Genomic DNA, 20785 nt, shown 5'->3' with positions numbered 1-20785 from the left:
CGTTAACGGCGTCGGCGCGATGTCGGATTTCACGATCGGCGATCATGCAAGTCTGCGCCTGTTTTGCCCGACGAGTCAAATGGCCTGGCTGAACGCTTCGGCCTGAAATTCATCAATGATTTGTACTGTGCATGGGGTTGTTTTCGCGTTTTTTGTTCTGAGCCCTCCGGCCACGGCATCAGCGGTCAAGTCTCCGCATGGATACGGTAACTCCTAAGGGTTTTTACACACAGTTCTGGCACGCTCCGTGCGTCAAGATCCGCAACCTGTATCGTCGCCTCTCGTTGCGGGCACGAAAGACGCGGCCGGCGGAGACCGAGGGGCGTGAGCCATGACTGCACCTGCTTCCGACGCCGGGCGCGCGAACGGAAGGGTCGTGCCGATCCTGCTGGGCGTCGTGCCGTTCAGCCAAATTCCAAGGACGAGCGCAGCCACGGCCTGTTCGGCGGTCTCATCAGCGCGCCCTGCCATCTCGCGGTGAGCGGCGCCATGGCGATCGCGGCGGTGCTGCCTGAAGCGACGCAGGCGCCGAGCAATTGGGTTTATCTCGGCCTCTGCACTGTTGGGGGCACGCTGCCTGCGATCGCGCTGCCCTCAGCGGGCCACGCCACACAGACTTAGAGGAAGGAACCAAATCATGACCTCCGTCGGTATTCGCGGCACGTTCTTCGACTTCGTCGACGATCCCTGGAGGCACATCGGCAACGAGCAGGCCGCCGCGCGCTTTCACCAGGACGGCCTCATGGTCGTCACCGACGGCGTCATCAAGGCGTTCGGCCCGTATGACAAGATTGCCGCCGCGCATCCGGGCGTGCAGATCACCCATATCGAGGACCGCATCATCGTCCCGGGCTTCATCGACGGCCACATCCATCTGCCGCAGACCCGGGTGCTCGGCGCCTATGGCGAACAACTGCTGCCGTGGCTGCAGATGTGGATCTATCCGGAAGAGCTCAAATACAAGGACCGCAACTATGCCCGCGAGGGCGTGAAGCGCTTCCTCGATGCGCTGCTGGCCTCCGGCACCACGACGTGCCAGGCGTTCACGAGCTCGTCGCCAGTGTCGACCGAGGAGCTGTTCGAGGAGGCAGCCCGCCGCAACATGCGTGTGATCGCGGGCCTCACCGGCATCGATCGCAACGCCCCGGCTGACTATGTCGACACGCCCGAGAACTTCTATCGCGACAGCAAGCGGCTGATCGCGCAGTACCACAACAAGGGCCGCAACCTCTATGCCATCACGCCGCGCTTTGCCTTCGGTGCCTCGCCGGAGCTGCTGAAAGCGTGTCAGCGCCTCAAGCATGAGCATCCGGACTGCTGGGTCAACACCCACATCTCCGAGAACCCGGCCGAATGCAGCGGCGTGCTCGTCGAGCACCCGGACTGTCAGGATTATCTCGGCGTCTACGAGAAGTTCGATCTCGTCGGTCCGAAATTCTCCGGGGGCCATGGCGTGTACCTCTCGAACAACGAGTTCCGTCGCATGTCGAAGAAGGGCGCCGCGGTGGTGTTCTGCCCGTGCTCGAACCTGTTCCTCGGCAGCGGCCTGTTCCGCATTGGCCGCGCCACCGATCCGGAGCATCGCGTGAAAATGTCGTTCGGCACCGACGTCGGCGGCGGCAACCGCTTCTCCATGATCTCCGTGCTCGACGATGCCTACAAGGTCGGCATGTGCAATAACACGCTGCTCGACGGCAGCATTGATCCGGCGCGCAAGGATCTCGCTGAAGCCGAGCGCAACAAGCTCTCGCCGTATCGCGGTTTCTGGTCGATCACGCTTGGCGGTGCCGAAGGCCTCTACATCGACGACAAGCTCGGCAATTTCGAACCCGGCAAGGAGGCTGATTTCGTCGCGCTCGATCCGAACGGCGGGCAAGCCGCGCAGCCCTGGCACCAGTCGCTGATCGCCGAGGGCGGCGGGCCGCGCACGATGGACGAGGCTGCGAGCATGCTCTTCGCCGTGATGATGGTCGGCGACGATCGCTGCGTCGACGAGACCTGGGTGATGGGCAAGCGTCTCTACAAGAAGAGCTGAGGCGGCTGCTCATGAGCGCATCTCCTGATACGGCCGGACAGCCGGTCGCCCTCGTCATCCAGCGCCGCATCGCCGACGACGGCTTCGCCGCGTTCGCGCGGTGGAACGGCGAGGTCGGCGACGTGCTCAAGGCCTGGCCCGGCTTCCTCAGCCAGGAGGTGGTGCCGCCGCAACCGCCGGCGCATGTCGACTGGGTGACGATCCTGCGCTTCGCGAGCCCGGCGGCAGCCCGCGCCTGGCTTCAGAGCGATGTGCGGGCGCGGCTCATCGCGGAGGTGCAGCGCTTCTTCGTCGGTTCGGAGGATGTCCACATCCTGCCCGACACCGGCGTGCCGCGCGAGAGCGCAGTCTCTGCCGTGATCTCTTTCAAGGTGCCGGACGGACTCGAGGACGCCTTCCTCAAATGGCAGCAGCGCATTCAGGCCGCGGAGGCCGAGTTCAAGGGATTTTTGCGCCACAAGATCGAGCGACCGATTCCGGGCCTGCACGACGAATGGATCATCATCCTGTCGTTCGACTGTGATGCCAACCTCAATGCGTGGCTGGACTCGCCGTTGCGGCAGTCGCTGCTGAGGGAAGGCGAGCGCTTCAACGCCGGCATGAGCGTGAAGCGGGCGAGCTACGGCTTCAATTTCTGGTTCCCGGCCGGCAAGGCGGCGGAGCAAGGACCTGGCCTGATCTGGAAGAGCAATCTCATCGTCCTTCTGGTGCTCTATCCCGTCGTCTACCTCTGGGGCTACTTCATCAGCGCGCCGTTGATCGACAGCCACGGCGTGCCGGTCTGGCTGTCGCTCTTCGTCGGCAATCTCGTCAGCACCCAGCTGCTCGGCTGGTGGCTGGTGCCCGCCGCCTTCAAGGCGCTCGATTGGTGGATCGCGCCGAAGGCGAGGATCGGACGCCAGATCGCAGGATACGCACTCCTCGCCGCGCTCTATGCCGCGTCGATGGGCTTGTACGCGCTGCTGCTCGCATGGCATTGGGGGCGGTGAGACCGTCCACAGCTGGACACGTGAGACCATGTTCGCCCTGACATTTCTCGGAACCTCGGCCAGTGTTCCGTCGGCGGAGCGTAACCATCCGGCGCTCCTGGTCGAGGCGGCGGGCAAGCGCGTTCTGGTCGATTGCGGCGAGGGCACGCAGCGCCAGTTGCTGCGCGCTGGCGCCGGCTTTCGGCGGCTCGACCGCATCCTGCTGACGCATGCCCATCTCGATCACGTGCTCGGCATTCCCGGTCTCTTTTCAACGCTGGGGTTGCGGCAGAGCGCCGACATGATGACCGTTCATGCAGGGCAGCGCACGCTCGACCTCGTCGTCCGCCTGCTCGCAAGCCTGTGGGGCGCGGGCAGGGCGCCGATCGCGGTGGAGTTCGCGCCGCTGACCGAAGGGCAGGTCATCGATGCCGGCGCCTTCACCATCGGCTGCTTTCCGGTTCGCCATCGCGACACCGACAGTTTTGGCTTCGCCTTCCAGAGTCCCGCCCGCCGCCGTCTTCGGCCGGAGCGCCTTGCTGAGCTGGGCGTTCCAGACGGGCCGATGCGGGGAGAATTGGCTGCGGGACGAGCAGTCGTGCTCGCTGATCGAACCATCGACCCGGGAGACGTCCTGGGGCCGCCGAGCGGCGGCAGGAAGCTCATCGTGATCGGCGACACCGAAACGACCGAAGACCTCTCCAAATACGTTTCTGGCGCCGATCTGCTGGTGATCGAGGCAACGTTCCTCGATCGCGACGCATCGACCGCGCGGGACTATGGGCACCTCACTGCGCGCGATGCGGCTGCATTTGCGGCCGAAACCGGGGTCGGCCAGCTTGTGCTCACGCATCAGTCGGGCCGCTATGACGACGATGAGGTCCTTGCGGAGGCAGCCAGAATTTTTCCGAACACCCGGATAGCTGCCGACTTCGACCGCATTGCCGTCTAGCACTCGCGACGGCGTTCAGGTCGTCAATCCCGACTTGATGGCGAGGTCCTGCACCTGGCGCGTCACCTGCATCAGGCGCGGGAGCGCCTGATCGCGAAAGGCCGGCATGTCCATGCGCACCGCATCGATGGTGACGCTCAATCCCCCGATCGCGAGCCCCTGAGCGTCGAAGATCGGCGTTGCCAGCGTGCGCAGGCCGTAGGCGTTCTCGCCGTCGGAGACGGCGTGCCCCTTCTTTTTCACCTGGTCGAGTCGGGCGAGCAGGGCGTCGAGGTCGGTGAGCGTTCGCTCCGACAGCTTGACGCGCGGTCGCGACTCCAGCCGCTCGATCTGCTCGTCCCGCGCCAGATGCGCCAGCATGACATGGCCGAGCGCGGCGCTATAGGCCGGGATTCGCGTGCCCGGCCGGCGATCCATCTTGTGACGATCGAGGCCCGCGCCGACCCGTGCGAGATAGACCACGTCGCCGCCATCGAGGATGCCGAGCGAGGCCGCATCGCCGACATCAGGAACGAGGTCGCGCAGCAGCGGCTCGACGATCGGCCGCAGCGATCCGTGCGACAGCACGGTATAGCCGAGGTCGAGACAGGCAACGCCCAGGCGAAACCGGCGGCTCTGCGGAACGGCCTGAAGGTAGCCAAGTTCGATCAAGGTCTGGATCAGGCGGAATGCGGTGCCGCGATCGAGGTCGGCCCGTGCGGCAATCTCACTCAGGGTGAGCTCGAAGGCTTCGCCGGTGAAGCTCTTGAGCACGGCAAAGGCCTTGCCGACGGATGCGACGTAGTTCTTTGGATTCGTTGCGCCAGCGCCCGGTACGCGTTTCGTGGCCTTCTTTTCGACCTTGGGCACGTGCGAATGTCTCGCCATGACATGTCCCCTTGACGTGGCGGCAAGCTGATTTTACCACGGGCCAACTGCATAACAAATGTTCGCATTCCGAACAATATCGATTTAAGGATGGGAGGAAGTTTGTCGACATCATCGCTGCACCCTCATGGCGTGTTCTCCGCCGCGCTGACGCCGCTCGACGCCGAGCTCGCTCCCGATCATGCGCGCTTCGTCGCGCATTGCCGCTATCTGCTCGACCAAGGCTGCGACGGCATCGCGCTGCTCGGCACGACCGGCGAGGCGAACTCGTTCTCGGCCGCCGAGCGCATCGCGCTGCTCGAAGCGGTGGTGGCCGCCGGCATCGCGCCGCAGCGGCTTCTTCCGGGCACCGGTGTCGCCGCGCTCAGCGAGACCATCGCCTTGACGCGTCATGCGCTCTCGGTCGGCGTCGACACCGTGGTGATGCTGCCGCCGTTCTACTACAAGGGCGTCACCGACGACGGCATTTTCGCATCCTACAGTGAGGTCGTGCAGCGCATCGGCGATGCCAGGCTCAGGATCGTGCTCTATCACATCCCGCAGATGTCAGCGCAGCCGATCTCGCATGCGCTGATCGAGCGATTGCGTGCGGCCTATCCGGCGACGTTCACCGGCATCAAGGATTCCTCCGGTGACTTCGTCAATATGACCGCGATGGTCGAGCGCTTCCCCGGCTTTTCGGTACTGGTCGGCGCCGATCCGTTGCTGCTGCCGCTGCTCCGCAAGGGTGGTGCCGGCTGCATCACCGCGACCTCCAATCTCGTCGCGCGCGACCTTGCCTATGTCTATAAGCATTTTCGCGACAGCGACGACGACGCCGCCCTCAAGGCGGCGCAAGCGCGTATCGTCAAGGCGCGCGAGTTGGTTTCGCGCTTCGCACAGATGGCGTCATTGAAGGCGCTGGTGGCCGAGCGCACCGGCCATGCCGGATGGCAACGGCTACGTCCGCCGCTGGAATCCTTAGCGTCGGCCCAAGTGAAAGAGCTGCTTGCGGATGCCGCCGCATTCGCAGCCGCCGTTTAGTCGCGACGCGGCAGCGAGGCGATCCGATGTCCGACTCCTTCCAGGATGCGCTGCCCGGGCTCGCTGACATCGTCGGCGACAAGCACGTCATCCCGTCCGGACCCGACCATGAGCCCTATGTGGTGGACTGGCGCGGTCGCTATCACGGTCGCGCAATCGCGGTGGTGAAGCCCGCCTCGACCGCCGAGGTCGCCTCAATCGTCAAATACTGCGCGGCAAGGCAGCTCGCGATCGTGCCGCAGGGCGGCAACACAGGCATGTGCGGGGCCGCGACGCCGGACGATCGTGCGGGCAATGTCGTGATCCGGCTCGACCGTCTGCGGGCCGTGCGCGACGTCAGCCCGCTCGCCAACACGATCACGGTGGAAGCTGGCTGTATCCTCGCCGAGGTGCAGAACGCAGCCCGTAGCGTCGATCGCTATTTTCCCTTGAGTCTGGGTGCCGAGGGCTCCTGCCAGATCGGCGGCAACATCTCCACCAATGCCGGCGGCACGGCCGTGCTGCGCTACGGACCGACACGCGATCTGGTCCTCGGGCTCGAGGTCGTGCTGCCCGACGGGCGTGTCTTTAACGGCCTGCGCGCGCTGCGCAAGGACAACACCGGTTACGCGCTCAAGCAGCTCTTCATCGGCGCAGAAGGCACTCTCGGCATCGTCACGGCGGCGGTCCTGAAACTGTTTGCACCGCCGCGCAGCTTCGCGCTGGCGCTGCTGAAATTGCAAGGCGTCGAGCAGGCGCTCGAGATCATGCAGCGCCTGCGCGGCACAGTCGGCGACCGGCTCGGCAGCCTCGAGATCATGTCGCGCTCGCAAATCGAAGCGATTGCGCAGACCGTGCCGCATGTCACGATCCCATTCGAGCTGACGACGCCTTGGTATCTGATCGTCGAACTGACCGACACGCTCGCAGGCGTTGACCTCGACGAACCGCTCGCCACGGTGCTCGCGGCAGCGATGGAGGCCGGGCTCGCTGAAGACGTGATCTTCGCGTCCAACCTTGCGCAAGCCAAGGCGATCTGGGTGGTCAGGCACAGCGTGTCCGAAGGCAACAAGCGCAGCGGCTATGTCGTGTCGCATGACAGCGTGGTGCCGCTGGAGAGGCAGGCGGCCTTCGTGACCAATGTCGAAGCCCGGATCAAGGCCGCCGTCCCGCATGCGCGCGTCGTGATGCACGGCCATATCGGCGACGGCAACATCCACGTGATCGCCCTGATTGACCGCGCGCGTTGCCAGGATGGCGCTGCCACGGCCGCGCTGGTGGCGGAGATCAACGAGATCGTCGACGACGAGACCGCCGCGCAGGGCGGAGCCATCAGTGCCGAGCACGGCATTGGCATCACCAATTGCGGCCGCCTCGCTCGCGTTACTGATCCCCTCGACATCGAGCTGATGCGTGATATCAAGCGCTTGCTCGACCCGAATGGACTGATCAATCCGGGCAAGATCTTTAGTGCCGGAGGCGCGCGACGATGACGAGCGTCCGCCTGCTTGCCGACGATCTCTCCGGTGCACTCGACACCGCGGCGGAGTTCGTCGGTCTGTGCGGGCCGTTCGACGTCACCTGGCTACCTGCGCCTGCAGTACCGAACAGTCGGAGCCTCGCGATCGATAGCGGTACCCGCGAGCGGTCGAAAGCCAAGAGCGTCGAGATCGTTGGACGACTGGCGCCGCAGCTCCGCGGGGCGACGATCGCCTACAAGAAGGTCGATAGTCTCCTTCGTGGCGCGTGGGCGGCCGAGCTCGGCGCCTGCCTGCATAGCGGCGATTGGGCGTCCTGCGTAGTCGCGCCCGCCTTCGACTATCAGGGGCGCCGCACCGTGGATGGCCAGCAATTCGCGCGCACGCTACAAGGCGAGTGGCATCGCGTCGGCGACAATCTCCTGACCGAGCTGCGGCAGGAAGACATCGAGGCGCGGCAGGGCGGGGCCGATACGCTATCGCAGGGCGGCGTTCAGGTTTTCGATGCCGAAAGTGATATCGACCTCGATCGTATCGTCCAGATGGGACGGCGGATGCCAGGGCCTGTGCTGTGGTGCGGAAGCGGTGGGCTCGCCGGCGCGCTCGCCCGCAGCCATCGCGCCGAGGCGCCGGGCCAATTGAAGCTGCCGGTGCTGGGGCTGTTCGGCTCGGATCAGCCTGCGACTGCGTCTCAGCTGGCCGCGTGCGGCGCGGCAACCATCGCACTTGCGGAAGGCGGGAGCGCGGCGCCTGTCCGGCACAAGCTTGCCGATGACGGCGTGGCACTGGTCAAATTCGCTCTCGCCGAGGGCCTGGCCCGCGCCGAGGCGGCGCGGCGGATTGCGCGCGAAATGTCGGCACTGATCGCGGCGCTCGAACCTCCGGGCACGCTGATCGTTGCCGGCGGCGAGACCCTGAAGGCGGCGTGCGTTGCCCTTGGCGCGCATGCGCTCCAGGTGACGGGACGTATTGTGCCGGGACTGCCGCGCTCGATCTTGCAGGGCGGCCGTTGGGCCGGCGTCGACGTCATCTCGAAATCCGGTGCATTCGGACCAAGCGAGCTCTGGCGCGATCTACTCCGGGACAATCATTTGCTCAATATGGGGAGCCCGACATGACCTCTTGTCATCTTGCCATCACCATGGGTGATCCCGCCGGGATCGGGCCGGAGATCATCGTCAAGGCTTGCGTCGCGCTGAAGGACCGGATCACGAAGGGCGATCTGCGCCTGTTGATCATCGGCAGCGGCGCGGCGCTTGATGGCGCGAGAGCGGCACTCGGCGCCAATGTCGCCATTCCCGAAGTCAGTGTCGAGGACCCCGACTGGTCCAATCTCTGTTTTCTTCAGGCCGACGTCGAGGGCGACCCGATCAGGCCTGGCGTGCTCAGCGCCGATGGCGGCCGCTTTGCCTACAAAGCGATCGAGCAGGGCGTGCGCCTGACGCAGGCGGGCCGCACCGCCGCCATCGTCACGGCGCCGCTGAACAAGGAAGCGCTCAACAGGGCCGGCTATCATTTTCCTGGACATACCGAGATGCTCGCACATCTCACCGGCGTGCGCGGCTCGGTAATGCTGCTGGCCCATGGCAACATGCGCGTCAGCCATGTCTCGACCCATGTCGCGCTGGAGGACGTGCCGAAGCGCCTGACGCCGGAGCGCCTGCGCATGGTGATCGACCTCACCGATGGCGCGCTGCGCCGGCTCGGCATCGAACGGCCGAAGATCGCGATCGCTGCGCTCAACCCGCATGCCGGCGAGGGCGGTCTGTTCGGCCGGCAGGACATCGACGTCTCGGCGCCGACGATCGCCAGGGCGGTCGCCGACGGTCTCGACGTCGTCGGCCCCGTGCCTGGCGATACCATTTTCGTCAAGCTGCGCGCCGGCCAGTACGATGCTGCGGTCGCGATGTATCACGACCAGGGCCACATCCCGGTCAAGCTGCTCGGCTTCCAGGTCGATCCCGCGACCGGCCGCTGGCAGGAGCTCTCCGGCGTCAACATCACGCTAGGCCTGCCGATCATCCGCACCTCCGTCGATCACGGCACCGCCTTCGACATTGCCGGCAAGGGCATAGCCAACGAGCACAGCCTGATCGAGGCCATCGATTATGCCGAGCGGCTGGCCGCAGGCGCTTCCGCATCCAAGTCATGAGATCGAACACGATGACCAACGCCTTCACGCCCATTGAAATCCTCCGCCCGACTGCGATCGAGTTCGGCTGCGGTACAATCGCCGCCGCAGCGCGTTTCGCCGAGCGGATCGGCGCCAAACGGCCGCTGGTGATCTCGGACCCATTCAATGCGCAACGCGTCGATACGCTTGCGTTGCCGGGCTCAGTGAAGGTGTTCGGCGATGTGAAGCCCGAGCCGGACTTGCCCAATCTCGAGAAGGCTGTTGCCATGGCGCGCGACGCCAAGCCCGATCTCGTCGTCGGGTTCGGCGGCGGCAGCGCGATGGATCTGGCCAAGCTGGTCGCGGTGATGTGCACGAGCGACGTGGCTTTCGCCGACATCGTCGGGTCAGAGAAAGTGGCCAGCCGCAACGTGGCGCTGATGCAGATTCCCACCACGTCGGGCACTGGCAGCGAAGCCGGCACCCGCGCGCTCGTCACCGACCCCGTGAGCCAGAACAAGCAGGCGGTGCAGAGCCGCGTCATGCTGGCTGACATTGCCATCGTCGATCCGGATCTGACAATGACCGTGCCGAAGGAGGTCACTGCGGCGACTGGCGTCGACGCGCTGGCGCATTGCGTCGAGGCTTATACCAGCCGCAAGGCGCATCCGATGATCGACCTCTATGCGCTCGAAGGCGCGCGCCTGGTTGGGCTGTATCTCAAGCGGGCGGTGGCCGATGGTGGCGATCGCAAGGCGCGCGCGGGCCTGGCGCTGGCCTCGCTCTATGGCGGCTATTGCCTGGGACCGGTGAACACGACCGCCGGCCATGCGGTCGCGTATCCGCTCGGCACGCGTCACCATGTGGCGCATGGGCTTGCCTGCGCGGTGATCTTCCCGCACACCCTGGCCTTCAATATGCCGGCCGTGGAGGCGAAGACCGTCGCGGTGCTCCAGGCGCTTGGATTGCCGAAGCAGGGCGATGCAAAGCTGGCGTTCGACGCAACCTACAAGTTCTGCGCCGATCTCGGTATCGAGATGCGGTTGTCGGGGCTCGGCGTGTCCAGGGACGACCTCGGCGTGATGGCCGACGAGGCGTACGCCATTCGCCGCCTGCTCGACAACAATCCGCGCGATCTTAGCCGGGATGCGATCCTGCACATGTATGAGGTCGCGTTCTAAAGCATGATCCGGAAAAGTGTGTAGCGGTTTCCGAAACGATCATGCTCAAACAAAAACCTAAAGCGCGATGCATCACGCTTTAGCCATCCCCGCCGCTCGTTCGCGGCAGCCAATCAACAACACTGAAAACAGAGGAAACTTCGATGAGATCGCTGTGGCTTGTTCTTGCCTCACTCATGCTGCTGGCGGCGTCGCCGGCCAAGGCCCAGGACGGTTATCCGTCCAAGCAGGTGACGGTGATCGTGCCCTTCGCCGCCGGCGGCACCGCGGATATCTTCGCGCGCATGGTCGCCAACGATTTGCAGGTGAAGTTCGGCAAGCCCTTCGTGGTCGAGAACGTCGGCGGCGCCGGCTCGATCCTCGGCGTGACGCGGTTAGCGAGGTCGGCGCCGGATGGCATCACGCTCGGTCTTGCTAGCACGTCTGCGCTCGCAATCAACCCCACGCTCTACGGGCCGAAGCTCAGCTATCAGGCGGACAAGGATCTTGCGCCGGTCGCCCAGATCAGCGTCGTGCCCAATGTGCTTGTCGTGAACCCCAACAAGATCAAGGCGCGCACCGTGCCGGAGCTGATCGCCTATCTGAAAGCCAATCCGGACAAGGTCTCGTTCGGCTCGGCCGGCGTCGGCACCTCGCAGCATCTGGCAGCCGAATTGTTTCAGCAGATGACCGGCACCAAGATGGTGCACGTACCCTACAAGGGCTCCAGCCAGATGCTAACTGACCTGTTGAGCGGCCAGATCGATCTCGCCTTCGACAACGTGCCGCTGCTGTTGCCACAAGTGAAGACCGGCCAGCTCGCGATGCTTGCGACCGCAACGCCGAAACGCGCCACTTTCGATCCTGAAGTGCCCGCCGTCGCCGAATTCCTGCCGGGCTTCGAGGCCGTGGCCTGGCACGGCTTCTTCGTGCCATCAGGCACACCGAAGCCGATCGTCGAGAAGCTCTCGGCCGAAATCCGCGTCTTCATGCAGCAGCCGGAGACGGTGCAGAAGATGGCCGAACTCGGCGCCACCGCGGTCGCGGTGGATTCCGAGCCCTTCAAGGCCTACATCGTCTCCGAGACCGAGCGGTGGAAGAAGGTGATCGAAGCCGCGAACATCAAGCTGGACTAAGCGCCTAAGGCGCTGGCGACGTTCGAGACGTCTGCGGGGCCGGACCGTGACCCGATCGCCTCATGCGGTCGGGCGCGGTCCTTGTCGCCGCGGACTCCGACCTCTCGTGCCATCGCCCGTCGAGACAACCCAGTACCGCAGCGCTTGCCAGCCCAGAGCCGAGCGGGTAGAACGCTGCCACGCCTGAGCCGTGATTTGCGCCAAACGCGCTTCCGGCCACGGTCGAGCAAGTCGACAAGTCCTTGAATTTGTTCGACTATTCCGGTGGGGAATGGTGTAACGGTAGCACAACAGACTCTGACTCTGTTTGTCTTGGTTCGAATCCAGGTTCCCCAGCCAATTCCGGGCGCTTTTTCCCAGACTTAACCCCCCGGCCTCTCTGCGGCAGGGACCAAAATTCGTTGACGGCACCATCGATCGCGACCGTTTGCCTCATCTGAAAATCGCGTTTCGTGTCGGATCGCAGTGCGCCCCATCGTCCTCGGACCACACACAACCGAAGGAGATCCGTGATGCCCTATGTCGATGGTTTCGTGCTGGCCGTGCCGAAGGACAAGATCGAGGCCTACAAGGCGCTGGCGACGACCGCCTGCGCGCTCTGGCTGGAGCACGGCGCGCTCGACTATGTCGAATGCATCGGTGACGACGTTCCCTATGGCGAGCTCACCTCGTTTCCGCGCGCGGTCATGGCGAAGGAGGACGAGATCGTGGTTTTCTCCTGGATCGTCTACCGCGACCGGGAGACCCGCGATGCCATCAACAAGAAGGTGATGGCGGACCCGCGGCTCAAGTGCACCGACATTCCATTCGACGGCAAGCGCATGATCTATGGCGGCTTCTCGACGCTGCTTCGGGCAGGCGACATCGCGACCTGACGGCGCTCGTTACTTGATCTTGTCGTAGGCCGCGGCGAAGTCGTTGAGTGGCATCGGGATCGCGATCGTTTCCTTGGCCATGTTCTGGAAGGAAACCTTCAACTGCTTGCCCACCCGCAAGGCGGCGAGCAGATCCGGCGCGACCGGCGTCGAGGCGTAGCAGCCGCGGTTCTCGCAGGTCTGGATCTCGAGATCGAACGTCTTGCCCTCGTCGACCTGGAGCTTGGCGCCGACGGGCAGGTTGAGGCCGAGCGGCAATTGCAGCAGCGCGATCGGCGTGCGGGTGTCGGGCGCGATGCGGATGTTGATCAGGATGACGGTCTGGCCGGTCTTGGTCAGTACAGCGTTCTGCTCCATTGCGCATTCGAGCGGCGCGTCGCGGCTCGCGCTGGTGCAGCGCACGATCCAACCGGGCTGGCCCGGAGCGCCGTCCGCCTGCGCTTGCGTCGGGACAGGCGCGGGATGTGCGGTCGAGGTAGGCGGAGCGGCGTTCTTCTTGGCGCCCTGCTGGGCATACGCAGCGCTGGTCGACAACAAGACAGCGGCGAGGGCGACAAGTCTGGATTGCATGAACATGGCGAAACCGCGTTAGCGTGAACCGTGAGTCCCGCTGTAGCGTCGCGAGAGGTGCGGTGCAAGCTTACTCGGCGGCTTGCTTGACGGTGCTGTGCTCGGGCGCCTCGTCGCCTTCGCCGTCACCCGAACGGCCCCAGGTGGAGAACCAGTTGTTGAGCTTGTCGAGATAGAGATAGACCACCGGCGTGGTGAACAGCGTCAGCGCTTGGCTGACGATCAGGCCGCCGACCATGGCGTAGCCGAGCGGTTGGCGGATCTCGGCGCCGGTGCCGTGGCCGAGCATCAGCGGCACGCCGCCTAGCAGCGCGGCCATCGTGGTCATCATGATTGGCCGGAAGCGAAGGAGCGCGGCCTGGCGGATCGATTGCTCCGGCGTCTTGTGTTCGTCGCGTTCGGCGGCGATCGCGAAGTCGACCATCATGATGCCGTTCTTCTTCACGATGCCGATCAGCAGGATGATGCCGATCAGCGCGATCAGGCTGAAGTCGAAGCCGGCCGCCATCAAGATCGCGAGCGCGCCGACGCCGGCCGAGGGCAGGGTCGACAGGATGGTGATCGGATGGATATAGCTCTCGTAGAGGATGCCGAGGATCAGGTAGACCACGACGAGCGCGGCGAGGATCAACAGCGGCACGGTGCCGAGCGATTGCTGGAACGCCTGCGCGGTGCCCTGGAAGCTCGAATTCAGCGTCGGCGGCGCGCCGAGCTCGGTCATCGCCCGCTGCACGGCTTCCGTGGCCTGGCCAAGCGCGGCGCCTTGCGCGAGGTTGAAGCTGATCGTGATCGCCGGGAACTGACCCTGATGGCTGATCGAGAGCGGGCGGACCGGATCGGTGGTCCAGGTCGCGAAGGTCGACAGCGGCACCTGCTCGCCGGTCAGCGGCGATTTCAAATAGAGCTTGTTCAGGCTTTCGAGATCGCCCTGCATCTCGGGCAGGATCTCGAGGATCACCTTGTAGGTGTTGAGCTGGGTGAAATACTGCGTGACCTGCCGCTGGCCGAAGGCGTCATACAGCGTGTCGTCGATCATCTGCGGCTGGATACCATAGCGCGAGGCGGTGTCGCGGTTGATCTTGAGCTGGACCGTGGTGCCCTGCGTCTGCTGGTCCGTCGCGACGTCGCGCAGCTCCGGCAACGTCTGCATCTTGGCGAGGATCTTCGGTGCCCAGTCGTTGAGCTCGGCGAGATCGGCGTCCTGTAGGGTGAACTCGAACTGCGTGCGGGTCGGCCGGCCGCCGAGCCGGACGTCCTGGGCCGCTTGCATGTAAAGACGGGCGCCCTCGACCTTGTCGAACTGCGGACGCAGGCGCGCGATGATCTGCTGAGCCGATGCCTCGCGCATATCGCGAGGCTTCAGTGTGATGTACAGGGCGCCATTGTTGCCGGCGCGTCCGCTGCCGCCGATCGCCATGGCAACGCTCGCAACGTCGGGATCGGCCAGGATGATCTTGCCGAGCTGCTCCTGGCGTCTGAGCATCTCCTTGAAAGAAATGTCCTGCGAGGCTTCGGACGTGGCCGTGATCAAGCCGACGTCCTGTTGCGGGAAGAAGCCCTTCGGGATCAGAATGAACAGGTAAATCGACAATCCAAGCGTGGCGAAGAAGATCGCGAGCGTGGTGCGGCGCCAGGCCAGAGCGTGGTCGAGCACATATTCGTAGCCGCGCAACATGCCGTCGAAGGCGCGCTCACTCCATTGGTAGAACTTGCCGTGGGTCACCTCGCCATGCGCGCGCAGGAAGCGCGAGGCCATCATCGGCGTCAGCGTCAGCGACACGAACATCGAGACGAAGATCGTCATCGCCAGCACTACGGCGAATTCGCGGAACAGGCGCCCGATGATGCCTCCCATCAGCAGCAGGGGAATCAGCACCGCGACCAGCGAGATGCTGATCGAGACGATGGTGAAACCGATTTCCTTGGAGCCCTTGAAGGCCGCCGCGAGCGGGGATTCGCCTTCCTCGATATAGCGGGTGATGTTCTCGAGCATCACAATGGCGTCGTCGACCACGAATCCGACCGCGATGGTGAGCGCCATCAGCGACAGATTGTCCAGCGAATAGCCGACCACCCACATCAAGGCGCACGCACCCAATAATGCCAATGGCACCGTCACCGTGGGAATGACGGTGGCCCAGAAGCTGCGCAGGAAGATGAAGATGACCATGACCACGAGCGCGATGGTCAGCAGCAGCGTGAACTGGACGTCCTCGACCGCGGCACGGATCGTGGTGGTGCGGTCGCTGATCAGCTCGATCTTGATTGCGGGCGGAATAGCGGCCACCAGCCTGGGTAGGGTGGCCTTGATGCGGTCGACAGTGTCGATGACGTTGGCACCGGGCTGCTTGAAGATCACCAGGAACACGCCGCGCTTGCCGTTGGCCCAGGCCGCCTGCTTGGCGTCTTCGGCGCCGCTGACCGCCTGGCCGATATCGCGGATTCGCAAGGGGCCGCCATTGCGATAGGCGATGATGACGTCGTTCCAGTCCTTGGCGTGGGTGAGCTGGTCGTTGGCGTAGATCGTGTAGGCGCGCTTGGGCCCGTCGATATTGCCCTTCGGGCTGTCGACGGTGGTAATGGCGATCTGGCTGCGGACGTCCTCCATCGACAGGCCCTTGGCGACGAGCTTCGCCGGGTCGATTTGAATGCGGATGGACGGCTTCTGCTGGCCGCCGATGAAGACCTGCGCGACGCCGGAGAGCTGGCTGATTTGCTGGGCGAGCTGGGCGTCGACGGCGTCGCTGACGCTGGTCAGCGGCAGTGTCTCGGAGGTGGCCGACAGCAGCAGGATCGGGGCGTCCGCAGGGTTGACCTTACGGTAGGTCGGCGGCGAGGGCAGGTTCTTCGGGAGCTGGCCGCTGGCGGCGTTGATCGCCCCCTGAACGTCGTTGGCGGCGCCGTCGATGCTGCGATTGAGGTCGAACTGGATGGTGATCGACGCCGTGCCCAGATAGCTCGTCGAGGTCATCTGGGCGATGCCGGGAATTTGGGCGAATTGCCGCTCGAGCGGTTGCGCCACCGACGAGGCCATCGTCTCGGGGCTGCCGCCCGGCAGGTTGGCGGTGACCTGGATGGTCGGGAAGTCCACCTGCGGCAGCGGCGCAACCGGCAGCAGGGGATAGGCGACGAGGCCGACGAAGAGAATGCCGGCCATCAGCAGCGAGGTGCCGATGGGATAACGGATGAAGAGTGCCGAAATCCCGCCCTCGGTCATTCCTGTCGCACCTTGTTCTGGGCCGGATCCGAGCTCGCCACCGCTGTCGAGACGAGGCTTCCAGGCTGCACCTTGAACTGACCGCCGGTGATGACCTGCTGCCCGGGCGTGAGGCCTTCATCAATGACCGAACGTCCATCGATGCCATAGCTGACCTTGATCTTGTGCACTTCGGCCTTGTTGTCCTGATTGACGGTATAGGCGTACAGGCCGTTGGTCGAATGCTGGACTGCATCATCGGGAACGACGGTCGCATCCCTCAGCGTCCGCACCAGAAGACGCGTCGAAACCGACTGGCCCGGCCACAGCGAGTGGTCCTTGTTGTCGAACACCGCCTTGAGCCGAATAGTCCCGCTGCTCGCGTCGACCTGGTTGTTGATGACGGCGAGCTTACCTTCCGCCAGCGTCTTCTTGCCGTCGGTGGTGAAGGCGATCACCTTGAGCGCGCCGGCCTTCTGGCCTTCGCTGATATAGGGAAGCTGGTCTTCCGGTGCCGTGAAGATCACGGCGATCGGCTCGACCTGCGAGATCGTGACGATGCCGGTCTGCGTCGATGCGTTGACGATGTTGCCAATGTCGACCTGGCGCAGCCCCGCGACGCCCGTGATCGGCGCCTTGATCTGGGTGTAGTCGAGCTGGGTCTGGGCGTTGGCGATCGCTGCTTCGTCGGCGGCGATCTGGGCGGTGAGCTGGGCGACGGTGGAGCGCTGGGTATCGACCCGCTGTGCGGTTGCGAATTCGCCGAGCCTCATAGCGCGCTGGAGTTCGAGATTGGCGTTGGCGAGGTTTGCCTCGTCCTGCGCCTTCTTGGCCTTGGCCTGATCGAGGGCGGCTTGATAGGGGCGGGGATCAATCGAGACCAGAAGCTCGCCTTGCTGGACGATCTGGCCTTCGCGGAAGGCGAGCTTGTCGATCTGACCATCCACCCGGCTGCGGACTTGGACGGTGTTGAAGCCCTGAACCGTGCCGAGACCGGTCAGATAGACCGGAAAGTCGGTCTTCTGGACCGGGGCAACGCTGACCGGGACGGGCTGCGGCCGGGGCGGAGCTTTCTCGGCTGTCTGGGTCTTTCCGGCCCCAGGCGAGCCGAATTTCTGCCAACCATAGTAACTCGCGGAGCCCACGGCCGCGATAATCAGAATCCAGAGGATCGGCCGTGTTTTTTTCATATCGGCTCGGCGGCTCTCGTGCCCCCAAGCTACGAATTATGGGGCAATCATAGGGTTCCAGCGCGCTTGTATAATACACGCCAAGTTTAAGTGTAAACAGCACTATCGGTCGAGAATCCTAAACAATTGGAAAGCTTTGCACCCCATGCAGCAGTCTGGCGCGGCGGTGTGCAATGCTGCTTTTTTCCGACTCGAACGATCCGCGTGCGAGCGCTGCCCAATGCCCCGGACGCCGTGTGTGTGGCGCTGGGGGACAACGCGGAAAGCCACCAGGTCGGCAGGTCACGAGAAGGGTTCTAAATCGCGCGCAGCCCGTTTCGGTTGTCAGGAAAATCAGCATCGGTCATATCGGCGCCGCCACGAATGGAGCGCAGCGATGGACGAATTGAACGGCAAGCTGATCGCGTGTCAGATTCTGATCACGGGGCTGATCGCGCGCGTCGCCAACGAGCAGCGCGATCCCTTCCGCTTTCTCACCGACTTCCGCGACGAGATCAAAGCCGTCGTCAACGGCGTCAACATCGCGGGGATGGGCAACACCGATCGCGTGCGTGCGGTCGCGCAGAAAACTGTCGACGAATTGTTCTCGCTGATGAAGCCGCCGAGCAGCGACTGATGCCACGAGCACGACGCCGATTTCGCGGCGTTTTCGCGCTCGTTTTAGAACGACTCCAATCTTTGGTTAGAATGATTTCAAACAGCAGTTTAGAATCGTTTTGATCTGGACCTATTCAAGCGTTCTCGCGGCGTGCTCGCATTGACCCGCTATTTTGTGGCCGATACCACAGCCCATCGTTCATCGAAGTGAATGAGCGAACAGGAAGATGGGGCGTTTGGTAATGGGGCAGGTGGTCGCACCGAAGTCGTTGCGTTCGGTCGTAGCGTTCAACTCAATGGATGAGAAGTCCGCTGGCATTTCCGGCAAGAAGGTTTCAGCAGTCGCGAGCTTGATTGCGGTGGCGTCGGTGTCAAGCGGCGCAGAAGCACAGCAGTCGAACCTGCCGCCGGTGACGGTCGATGCTCCGGTCCAACGTCCGCGTCCGGTGGCCTCGAAGCCTTCGCCGGAGCAGGTCCGCGCCCGCAACGCGCTTCGCCGCGCCGCGCAGCGGCAGCAGGCAGCCCAGCAGACTGCGCCCTCCGTCCCCGCGGGCGAAGTGGACCGCAATCCGTATTCCGATCCGGCGGCGCCGTACAAGGTCGACCACGTCCAGGCTTCCGGCAAGTTTCCCGAGAAGATGCTGAACACGCCCAAGACCATCACGGTGCTCAGTAAGGAAGTGCTCGAGGACAAGAACGCGACGACGCTGAAGGAGATCGGACGTTCGACCGCGGGCGTCACGCTGGGCTCGGGCGAGGGCGGCAACGCGTTCGGCGACCGCTTCTTCATCCGCGGTTTCGACGCGCGCAACGACGTCTTCATCGACGGCATCCGCGATCCCGCCGTGTCCATCCGCGAGAACTTCTTCACCGAGCAGATCGAGATTCTGCGCGGACCGGCATCCTCCTACGCCGGCCGCGGCACCGCCGGCGGCGCGATCAACATCGTCACCAAGCAGGCCGGCGACGTCAACTTCAAGCGGATGGACAGCGAGTTCGGCACCGATCAGACCAAGCGCGTTACGCTCGACGTCAACCAGGTCATCGATCCGACCTTCTCGGTGCGTGCGGGCGGTTTGTTCCAGGACGCCAATGTCGCCGGGCGCAACTACGTGACCGATAATCGCTGGGGCAGCTTCATCTCGACGAAGTACACTCCGACCAGTGACATCAAGATCACAACGAACTACGTCCATACCGACCTCAGCGGCTATCCCGATTTCGGCGTGCCCTATTACAAGCAGGGCAACGTGCCGGTGACCTCGGCCGGCATTCCGCGCGAAAACTGGTACGGCTTCCTCAAGCGCGACTTCCAGACCGCGCGGCAGGATTTCGGCACCGGCACGATCGAGTACAAGGTCAACGAAGCCATCACGCTGACCAGCAAGGTGCGCGGCGAGCATTCACTGCTCAACTACATCGGCACGCTGCCGCAGAACCCGAATACCACCAGCCCCAACCGGCTGCTCTGGACCACGACGGCGAGCGCACAGAGCCGCTACCAGAACGTGGACGTGTGGGCCAATCAGAACGAGGCCACGTTCAAGCTCGACACAGGAGGCGTCAAGCACACCGCGGTGTTCGGCGTCGAATATTCGAACGAGAACATCTCGATCGACCGTTATGCCGGCCTTGCGTCGGAACTGTCCGGCTCCGGATTCACGAGCAACGGTGCTGTCCAGGGCGTCAATCTTTACTCCCCCCAGTTCACCTACATTCCCTTCGGTATACCGTCGCTAATTGGAAATCCGACGCGCTATGGCGTCAACACCAGCAGCGTGTATGTCATGGACACCGCGAATTGGCAGGACACGATCATCGTCAATGGCGGCGTCCGCTACGACGGCTATAGCCAGAGTTCGTCGACCAACGCGGCTTATCTGAAGCAGAACGCCGACCTGGTGAACTACAACGTCGGCCTGGTCTACAAGCCGATGACGATCGGCAGCCTCTATGCGGCTTATGCAACCTCTGCCAATCCGTTCGGATCAGAGCTTGATGCGACCGCTACCGATTACGGTGGTGTTCCGCCCAACACGGCCGTCTTGCTCGGGCCCGAACGCAACAAGGCGATCGAGCTCGGCACCAAATGGGAGCTCGCCGATCGCCACCTGCTGGTGACCGGCGCGCTGTTCCAGACCACCAAGGACAATGCGCGCGAGACCAATGCCGCGGGCTTGCTCACCTCCAATGCGGCCTACCGCATCCAGGGCATCGACATCGAGGCCGAAGGCAAGATCACTGACCGCTGGAGCATCTTCGGCGGCTTGGTGCTGATGCAGTCGAAGGTTACGCAGAGCAACATCCCCTCCAATATCGGCCTTCAGCTTGCCAATATTGCCCACCAGTCGTTCAGCATGCTGACCAAGTACAAGTTCGACGGCGGCTGGGAACTGGGCGGCCAGGCGGTGTACCGCTCGAAAGTCTATGGCGGCACGTTCGCGGCCAACACCAACGAGCTGCCGAGCTATTGGCGTTTCGATGCCTTCGTCGAGAAGAAGATCGACCAGAACTGGACCATGAAGTTCTACGCGCAGAACCTGACCAACAAGCTCTATTACGACTCATTCTATCGCAGCAACGTACCGTTCGTGGCGGTCGCGCCGGGGCGGGCGTTCTACATCGTGACGACAGCGAAGTTCTGAT

Annotated in this window: 17 protein-coding genes and 1 tRNA gene; 14 read left to right on the top strand and 4 right to left on the bottom strand. The window is 63.9% G+C overall.

Features of this window, described 5'->3' with window-relative positions; translation table 11 throughout:
* Window positions 1-324 precede the first annotated feature (324 nt).
* Genes IVA96_RS26440 through IVA96_RS26425 form a run of 4 tightly spaced genes read left to right on the top strand, consistent with a single transcriptional unit; the run spans window position 325 to window position 3955 of the window.
* The gene (locus IVA96_RS26440) at window positions 325-621 is read left to right on the top strand and encodes a hypothetical protein (protein ID WP_247276887.1); all 297 of its coding nucleotides are present in this window, start codon (window positions 325-327) and stop codon (window positions 619-621) included.
* Between the two features lie 16 nt (window positions 622-637).
* On the top strand, window positions 638-2035 hold the full coding sequence (guaD, locus tag IVA96_RS26435; RefSeq protein WP_247276888.1) for a guanine deaminase: 1398 nt from the start codon (window positions 638-640) through the stop codon (window positions 2033-2035).
* A gap of 11 nt (window positions 2036-2046) precedes the next feature.
* The gene (locus IVA96_RS26430) at window positions 2047-3024 is read left to right on the top strand and encodes an antibiotic biosynthesis monooxygenase (protein ID WP_247276889.1); all 978 of its coding nucleotides are present in this window, start codon (window positions 2047-2049) and stop codon (window positions 3022-3024) included.
* 28 nt (window positions 3025-3052) lie between these two features.
* The gene (locus IVA96_RS26425) at window positions 3053-3955 is read left to right on the top strand and encodes a ribonuclease Z (RefSeq protein WP_247276890.1); all 903 of its coding nucleotides are present in this window, start codon (window positions 3053-3055) and stop codon (window positions 3953-3955) included.
* 15 nt (window positions 3956-3970) lie between these two features.
* Here IVA96_RS26425 and IVA96_RS26420 read toward each other — a convergent pair whose 3' ends face one another.
* The gene (locus tag IVA96_RS26420; RefSeq protein WP_247276891.1) at window positions 3971-4822 is read right to left on the bottom strand and encodes an IclR family transcriptional regulator; all 852 of its coding nucleotides are present in this window, start codon (window positions 4820-4822) and stop codon (window positions 3971-3973) included.
* 102 nt (window positions 4823-4924) lie between these two features.
* Here IVA96_RS26420 and IVA96_RS26415 point away from each other — a divergent pair, with 102 nt between their 5' ends.
* From IVA96_RS26415 to IVA96_RS26380, 8 genes are all read left to right on the top strand, one after another.
* The gene (locus tag IVA96_RS26415; RefSeq protein WP_247276892.1) at window positions 4925-5845 is read left to right on the top strand and encodes a dihydrodipicolinate synthase family protein; all 921 of its coding nucleotides are present in this window, start codon (window positions 4925-4927) and stop codon (window positions 5843-5845) included.
* 26 nt (window positions 5846-5871) lie between these two features.
* Complete coding sequence (locus IVA96_RS26410) at window positions 5872-7317, top strand: FAD-binding oxidoreductase (protein WP_247276893.1); 1446 nt, start codon at window positions 5872-5874, stop codon at window positions 7315-7317.
* Window positions 7314-8420: a four-carbon acid sugar kinase family protein gene (locus tag IVA96_RS26405; RefSeq protein ID WP_247420197.1), complete on the top strand. Its 1107-nt coding sequence runs from the start codon at window positions 7314-7316 to the stop codon at window positions 8418-8420. Before IVA96_RS26410 ends, IVA96_RS26405 begins: the two co-directional genes overlap by 4 nt.
* On the top strand, window positions 8417-9454 hold the full coding sequence (pdxA, locus tag IVA96_RS26400; RefSeq protein WP_247276895.1) for a 4-hydroxythreonine-4-phosphate dehydrogenase PdxA: 1038 nt from the start codon (window positions 8417-8419) through the stop codon (window positions 9452-9454). Before IVA96_RS26405 ends, pdxA begins: the two co-directional genes overlap by 4 nt.
* Window positions 9455-9465: 11 nt before the next feature.
* A complete protein-coding gene (locus IVA96_RS26395; RefSeq protein WP_247276896.1) occupies window positions 9466-10596 on the top strand; it encodes an iron-containing alcohol dehydrogenase in 1131 nt (376 codons plus the stop codon).
* A gap of 143 nt (window positions 10597-10739) precedes the next feature.
* Window positions 10740-11711: a tripartite tricarboxylate transporter substrate binding protein gene (locus IVA96_RS26390; RefSeq protein ID WP_247276897.1), complete on the top strand. Its 972-nt coding sequence runs from the start codon at window positions 10740-10742 to the stop codon at window positions 11709-11711.
* Between the two features lie 265 nt (window positions 11712-11976).
* Window positions 11977-12050, top strand: a tRNA-Gln gene (locus IVA96_RS26385).
* Window positions 12051-12223: 173 nt separating this feature from the next.
* On the top strand, window positions 12224-12586 hold the full coding sequence (locus tag IVA96_RS26380; protein ID WP_247276898.1) for a DUF1428 family protein: 363 nt from the start codon (window positions 12224-12226) through the stop codon (window positions 12584-12586).
* 9 nt (window positions 12587-12595) lie between these two features.
* Here the strand turns inward: IVA96_RS26380 and IVA96_RS26375 are convergent, their stop codons facing one another.
* From IVA96_RS26375 to IVA96_RS26365, 3 genes are all read right to left on the bottom strand, one after another.
* Window positions 12596-13162: an invasion associated locus B family protein gene (locus tag IVA96_RS26375; protein WP_247276899.1), complete on the bottom strand. Its 567-nt coding sequence runs from the start codon at window positions 13160-13162 to the stop codon at window positions 12596-12598.
* Between the two features lie 64 nt (window positions 13163-13226).
* Entirely contained in the window at window positions 13227-16373 is a 3147-nt protein-coding gene (locus IVA96_RS26370) for a multidrug efflux RND transporter permease subunit (RefSeq protein WP_247276900.1), read from the bottom strand.
* Entirely contained in the window at window positions 16370-17542 is a 1173-nt protein-coding gene (locus IVA96_RS26365; RefSeq protein ID WP_247276901.1) for an efflux RND transporter periplasmic adaptor subunit, read from the bottom strand. Before IVA96_RS26365 ends, IVA96_RS26370 begins: the two co-directional genes overlap by 4 nt.
* A gap of 376 nt (window positions 17543-17918) precedes the next feature.
* Here IVA96_RS26365 and IVA96_RS26360 point away from each other — a divergent pair, with 376 nt between their 5' ends.
* Window positions 17919-18158, top strand: coding sequence for a hypothetical protein (locus tag IVA96_RS26360; protein ID WP_247276902.1), 240 nt, complete (start codon window positions 17919-17921; stop codon window positions 18156-18158).
* Between the two features lie 223 nt (window positions 18159-18381).
* Complete coding sequence (locus tag IVA96_RS26355; RefSeq protein WP_247276976.1) at window positions 18382-20784, top strand: TonB-dependent receptor; 2403 nt, start codon at window positions 18382-18384, stop codon at window positions 20782-20784.
* Window position 20785 lies beyond the last annotated feature (1 nt).

Source organism: Bradyrhizobium sp. 159, from assembly GCF_023073795.1.
Taxonomy (GTDB): Bacteria; Pseudomonadota; Alphaproteobacteria; order Rhizobiales; family Xanthobacteraceae; genus Bradyrhizobium.
Note: the sequence above shows the minus strand (reverse complement) of the source record. Positions and strands in the feature narration are given on the sequence as shown.

What these genes read in the sequence shown, in the direction of transcription:
- guaD (WP_247276888.1), top strand. Translation starts at nt 638, where the DNA reads ATGACCTCCGTCGGTATTCGCGGCACGTTCTTCGACTTCGTCGACGAT.
- IVA96_RS26430 (WP_247276889.1), top strand. Translation starts at nt 2,047, where the DNA reads ATGAGCGCATCTCCTGATACGGCCGGACAGCCGGTCGCCCTCGTCATC.
- IVA96_RS26425 (WP_247276890.1), top strand. Translation starts at nt 3,053, where the DNA reads ATGTTCGCCCTGACATTTCTCGGAACCTCGGCCAGTGTTCCGTCGGCG.
- IVA96_RS26420 (WP_247276891.1), bottom strand. Translation starts at nt 4,822, where the DNA reads ATGGCGAGACATTCGCACGTGCCCAAGGTCGAAAAGAAGGCCACGAAA.
- IVA96_RS26410 (WP_247276893.1), top strand. Translation starts at nt 5,872, where the DNA reads ATGTCCGACTCCTTCCAGGATGCGCTGCCCGGGCTCGCTGACATCGTC.
- IVA96_RS26405 (WP_247420197.1), top strand. Translation starts at nt 7,314, where the DNA reads ATGACGAGCGTCCGCCTGCTTGCCGACGATCTCTCCGGTGCACTCGAC.
- pdxA (WP_247276895.1), top strand. Translation starts at nt 8,417, where the DNA reads ATGACCTCTTGTCATCTTGCCATCACCATGGGTGATCCCGCCGGGATC.
- IVA96_RS26395 (WP_247276896.1), top strand. Translation starts at nt 9,466, where the DNA reads ATGACCAACGCCTTCACGCCCATTGAAATCCTCCGCCCGACTGCGATC.
- IVA96_RS26390 (WP_247276897.1), top strand. Translation starts at nt 10,740, where the DNA reads ATGAGATCGCTGTGGCTTGTTCTTGCCTCACTCATGCTGCTGGCGGCG.
- IVA96_RS26380 (WP_247276898.1), top strand. Translation starts at nt 12,224, where the DNA reads ATGCCCTATGTCGATGGTTTCGTGCTGGCCGTGCCGAAGGACAAGATC.
- IVA96_RS26375 (WP_247276899.1), bottom strand. Translation starts at nt 13,162, where the DNA reads ATGTTCATGCAATCCAGACTTGTCGCCCTCGCCGCTGTCTTGTTGTCG.
- IVA96_RS26370 (WP_247276900.1), bottom strand. Translation starts at nt 16,373, where the DNA reads ATGACCGAGGGCGGGATTTCGGCACTCTTCATCCGTTATCCCATCGGC.
- IVA96_RS26365 (WP_247276901.1), bottom strand. Translation starts at nt 17,542, where the DNA reads ATGAAAAAAACACGGCCGATCCTCTGGATTCTGATTATCGCGGCCGTG.
- IVA96_RS26360 (WP_247276902.1), top strand. Translation starts at nt 17,919, where the DNA reads ATGGACGAATTGAACGGCAAGCTGATCGCGTGTCAGATTCTGATCACG.
- IVA96_RS26355 (WP_247276976.1), top strand. Translation starts at nt 18,382, where the DNA reads ATGGGGCAGGTGGTCGCACCGAAGTCGTTGCGTTCGGTCGTAGCGTTC.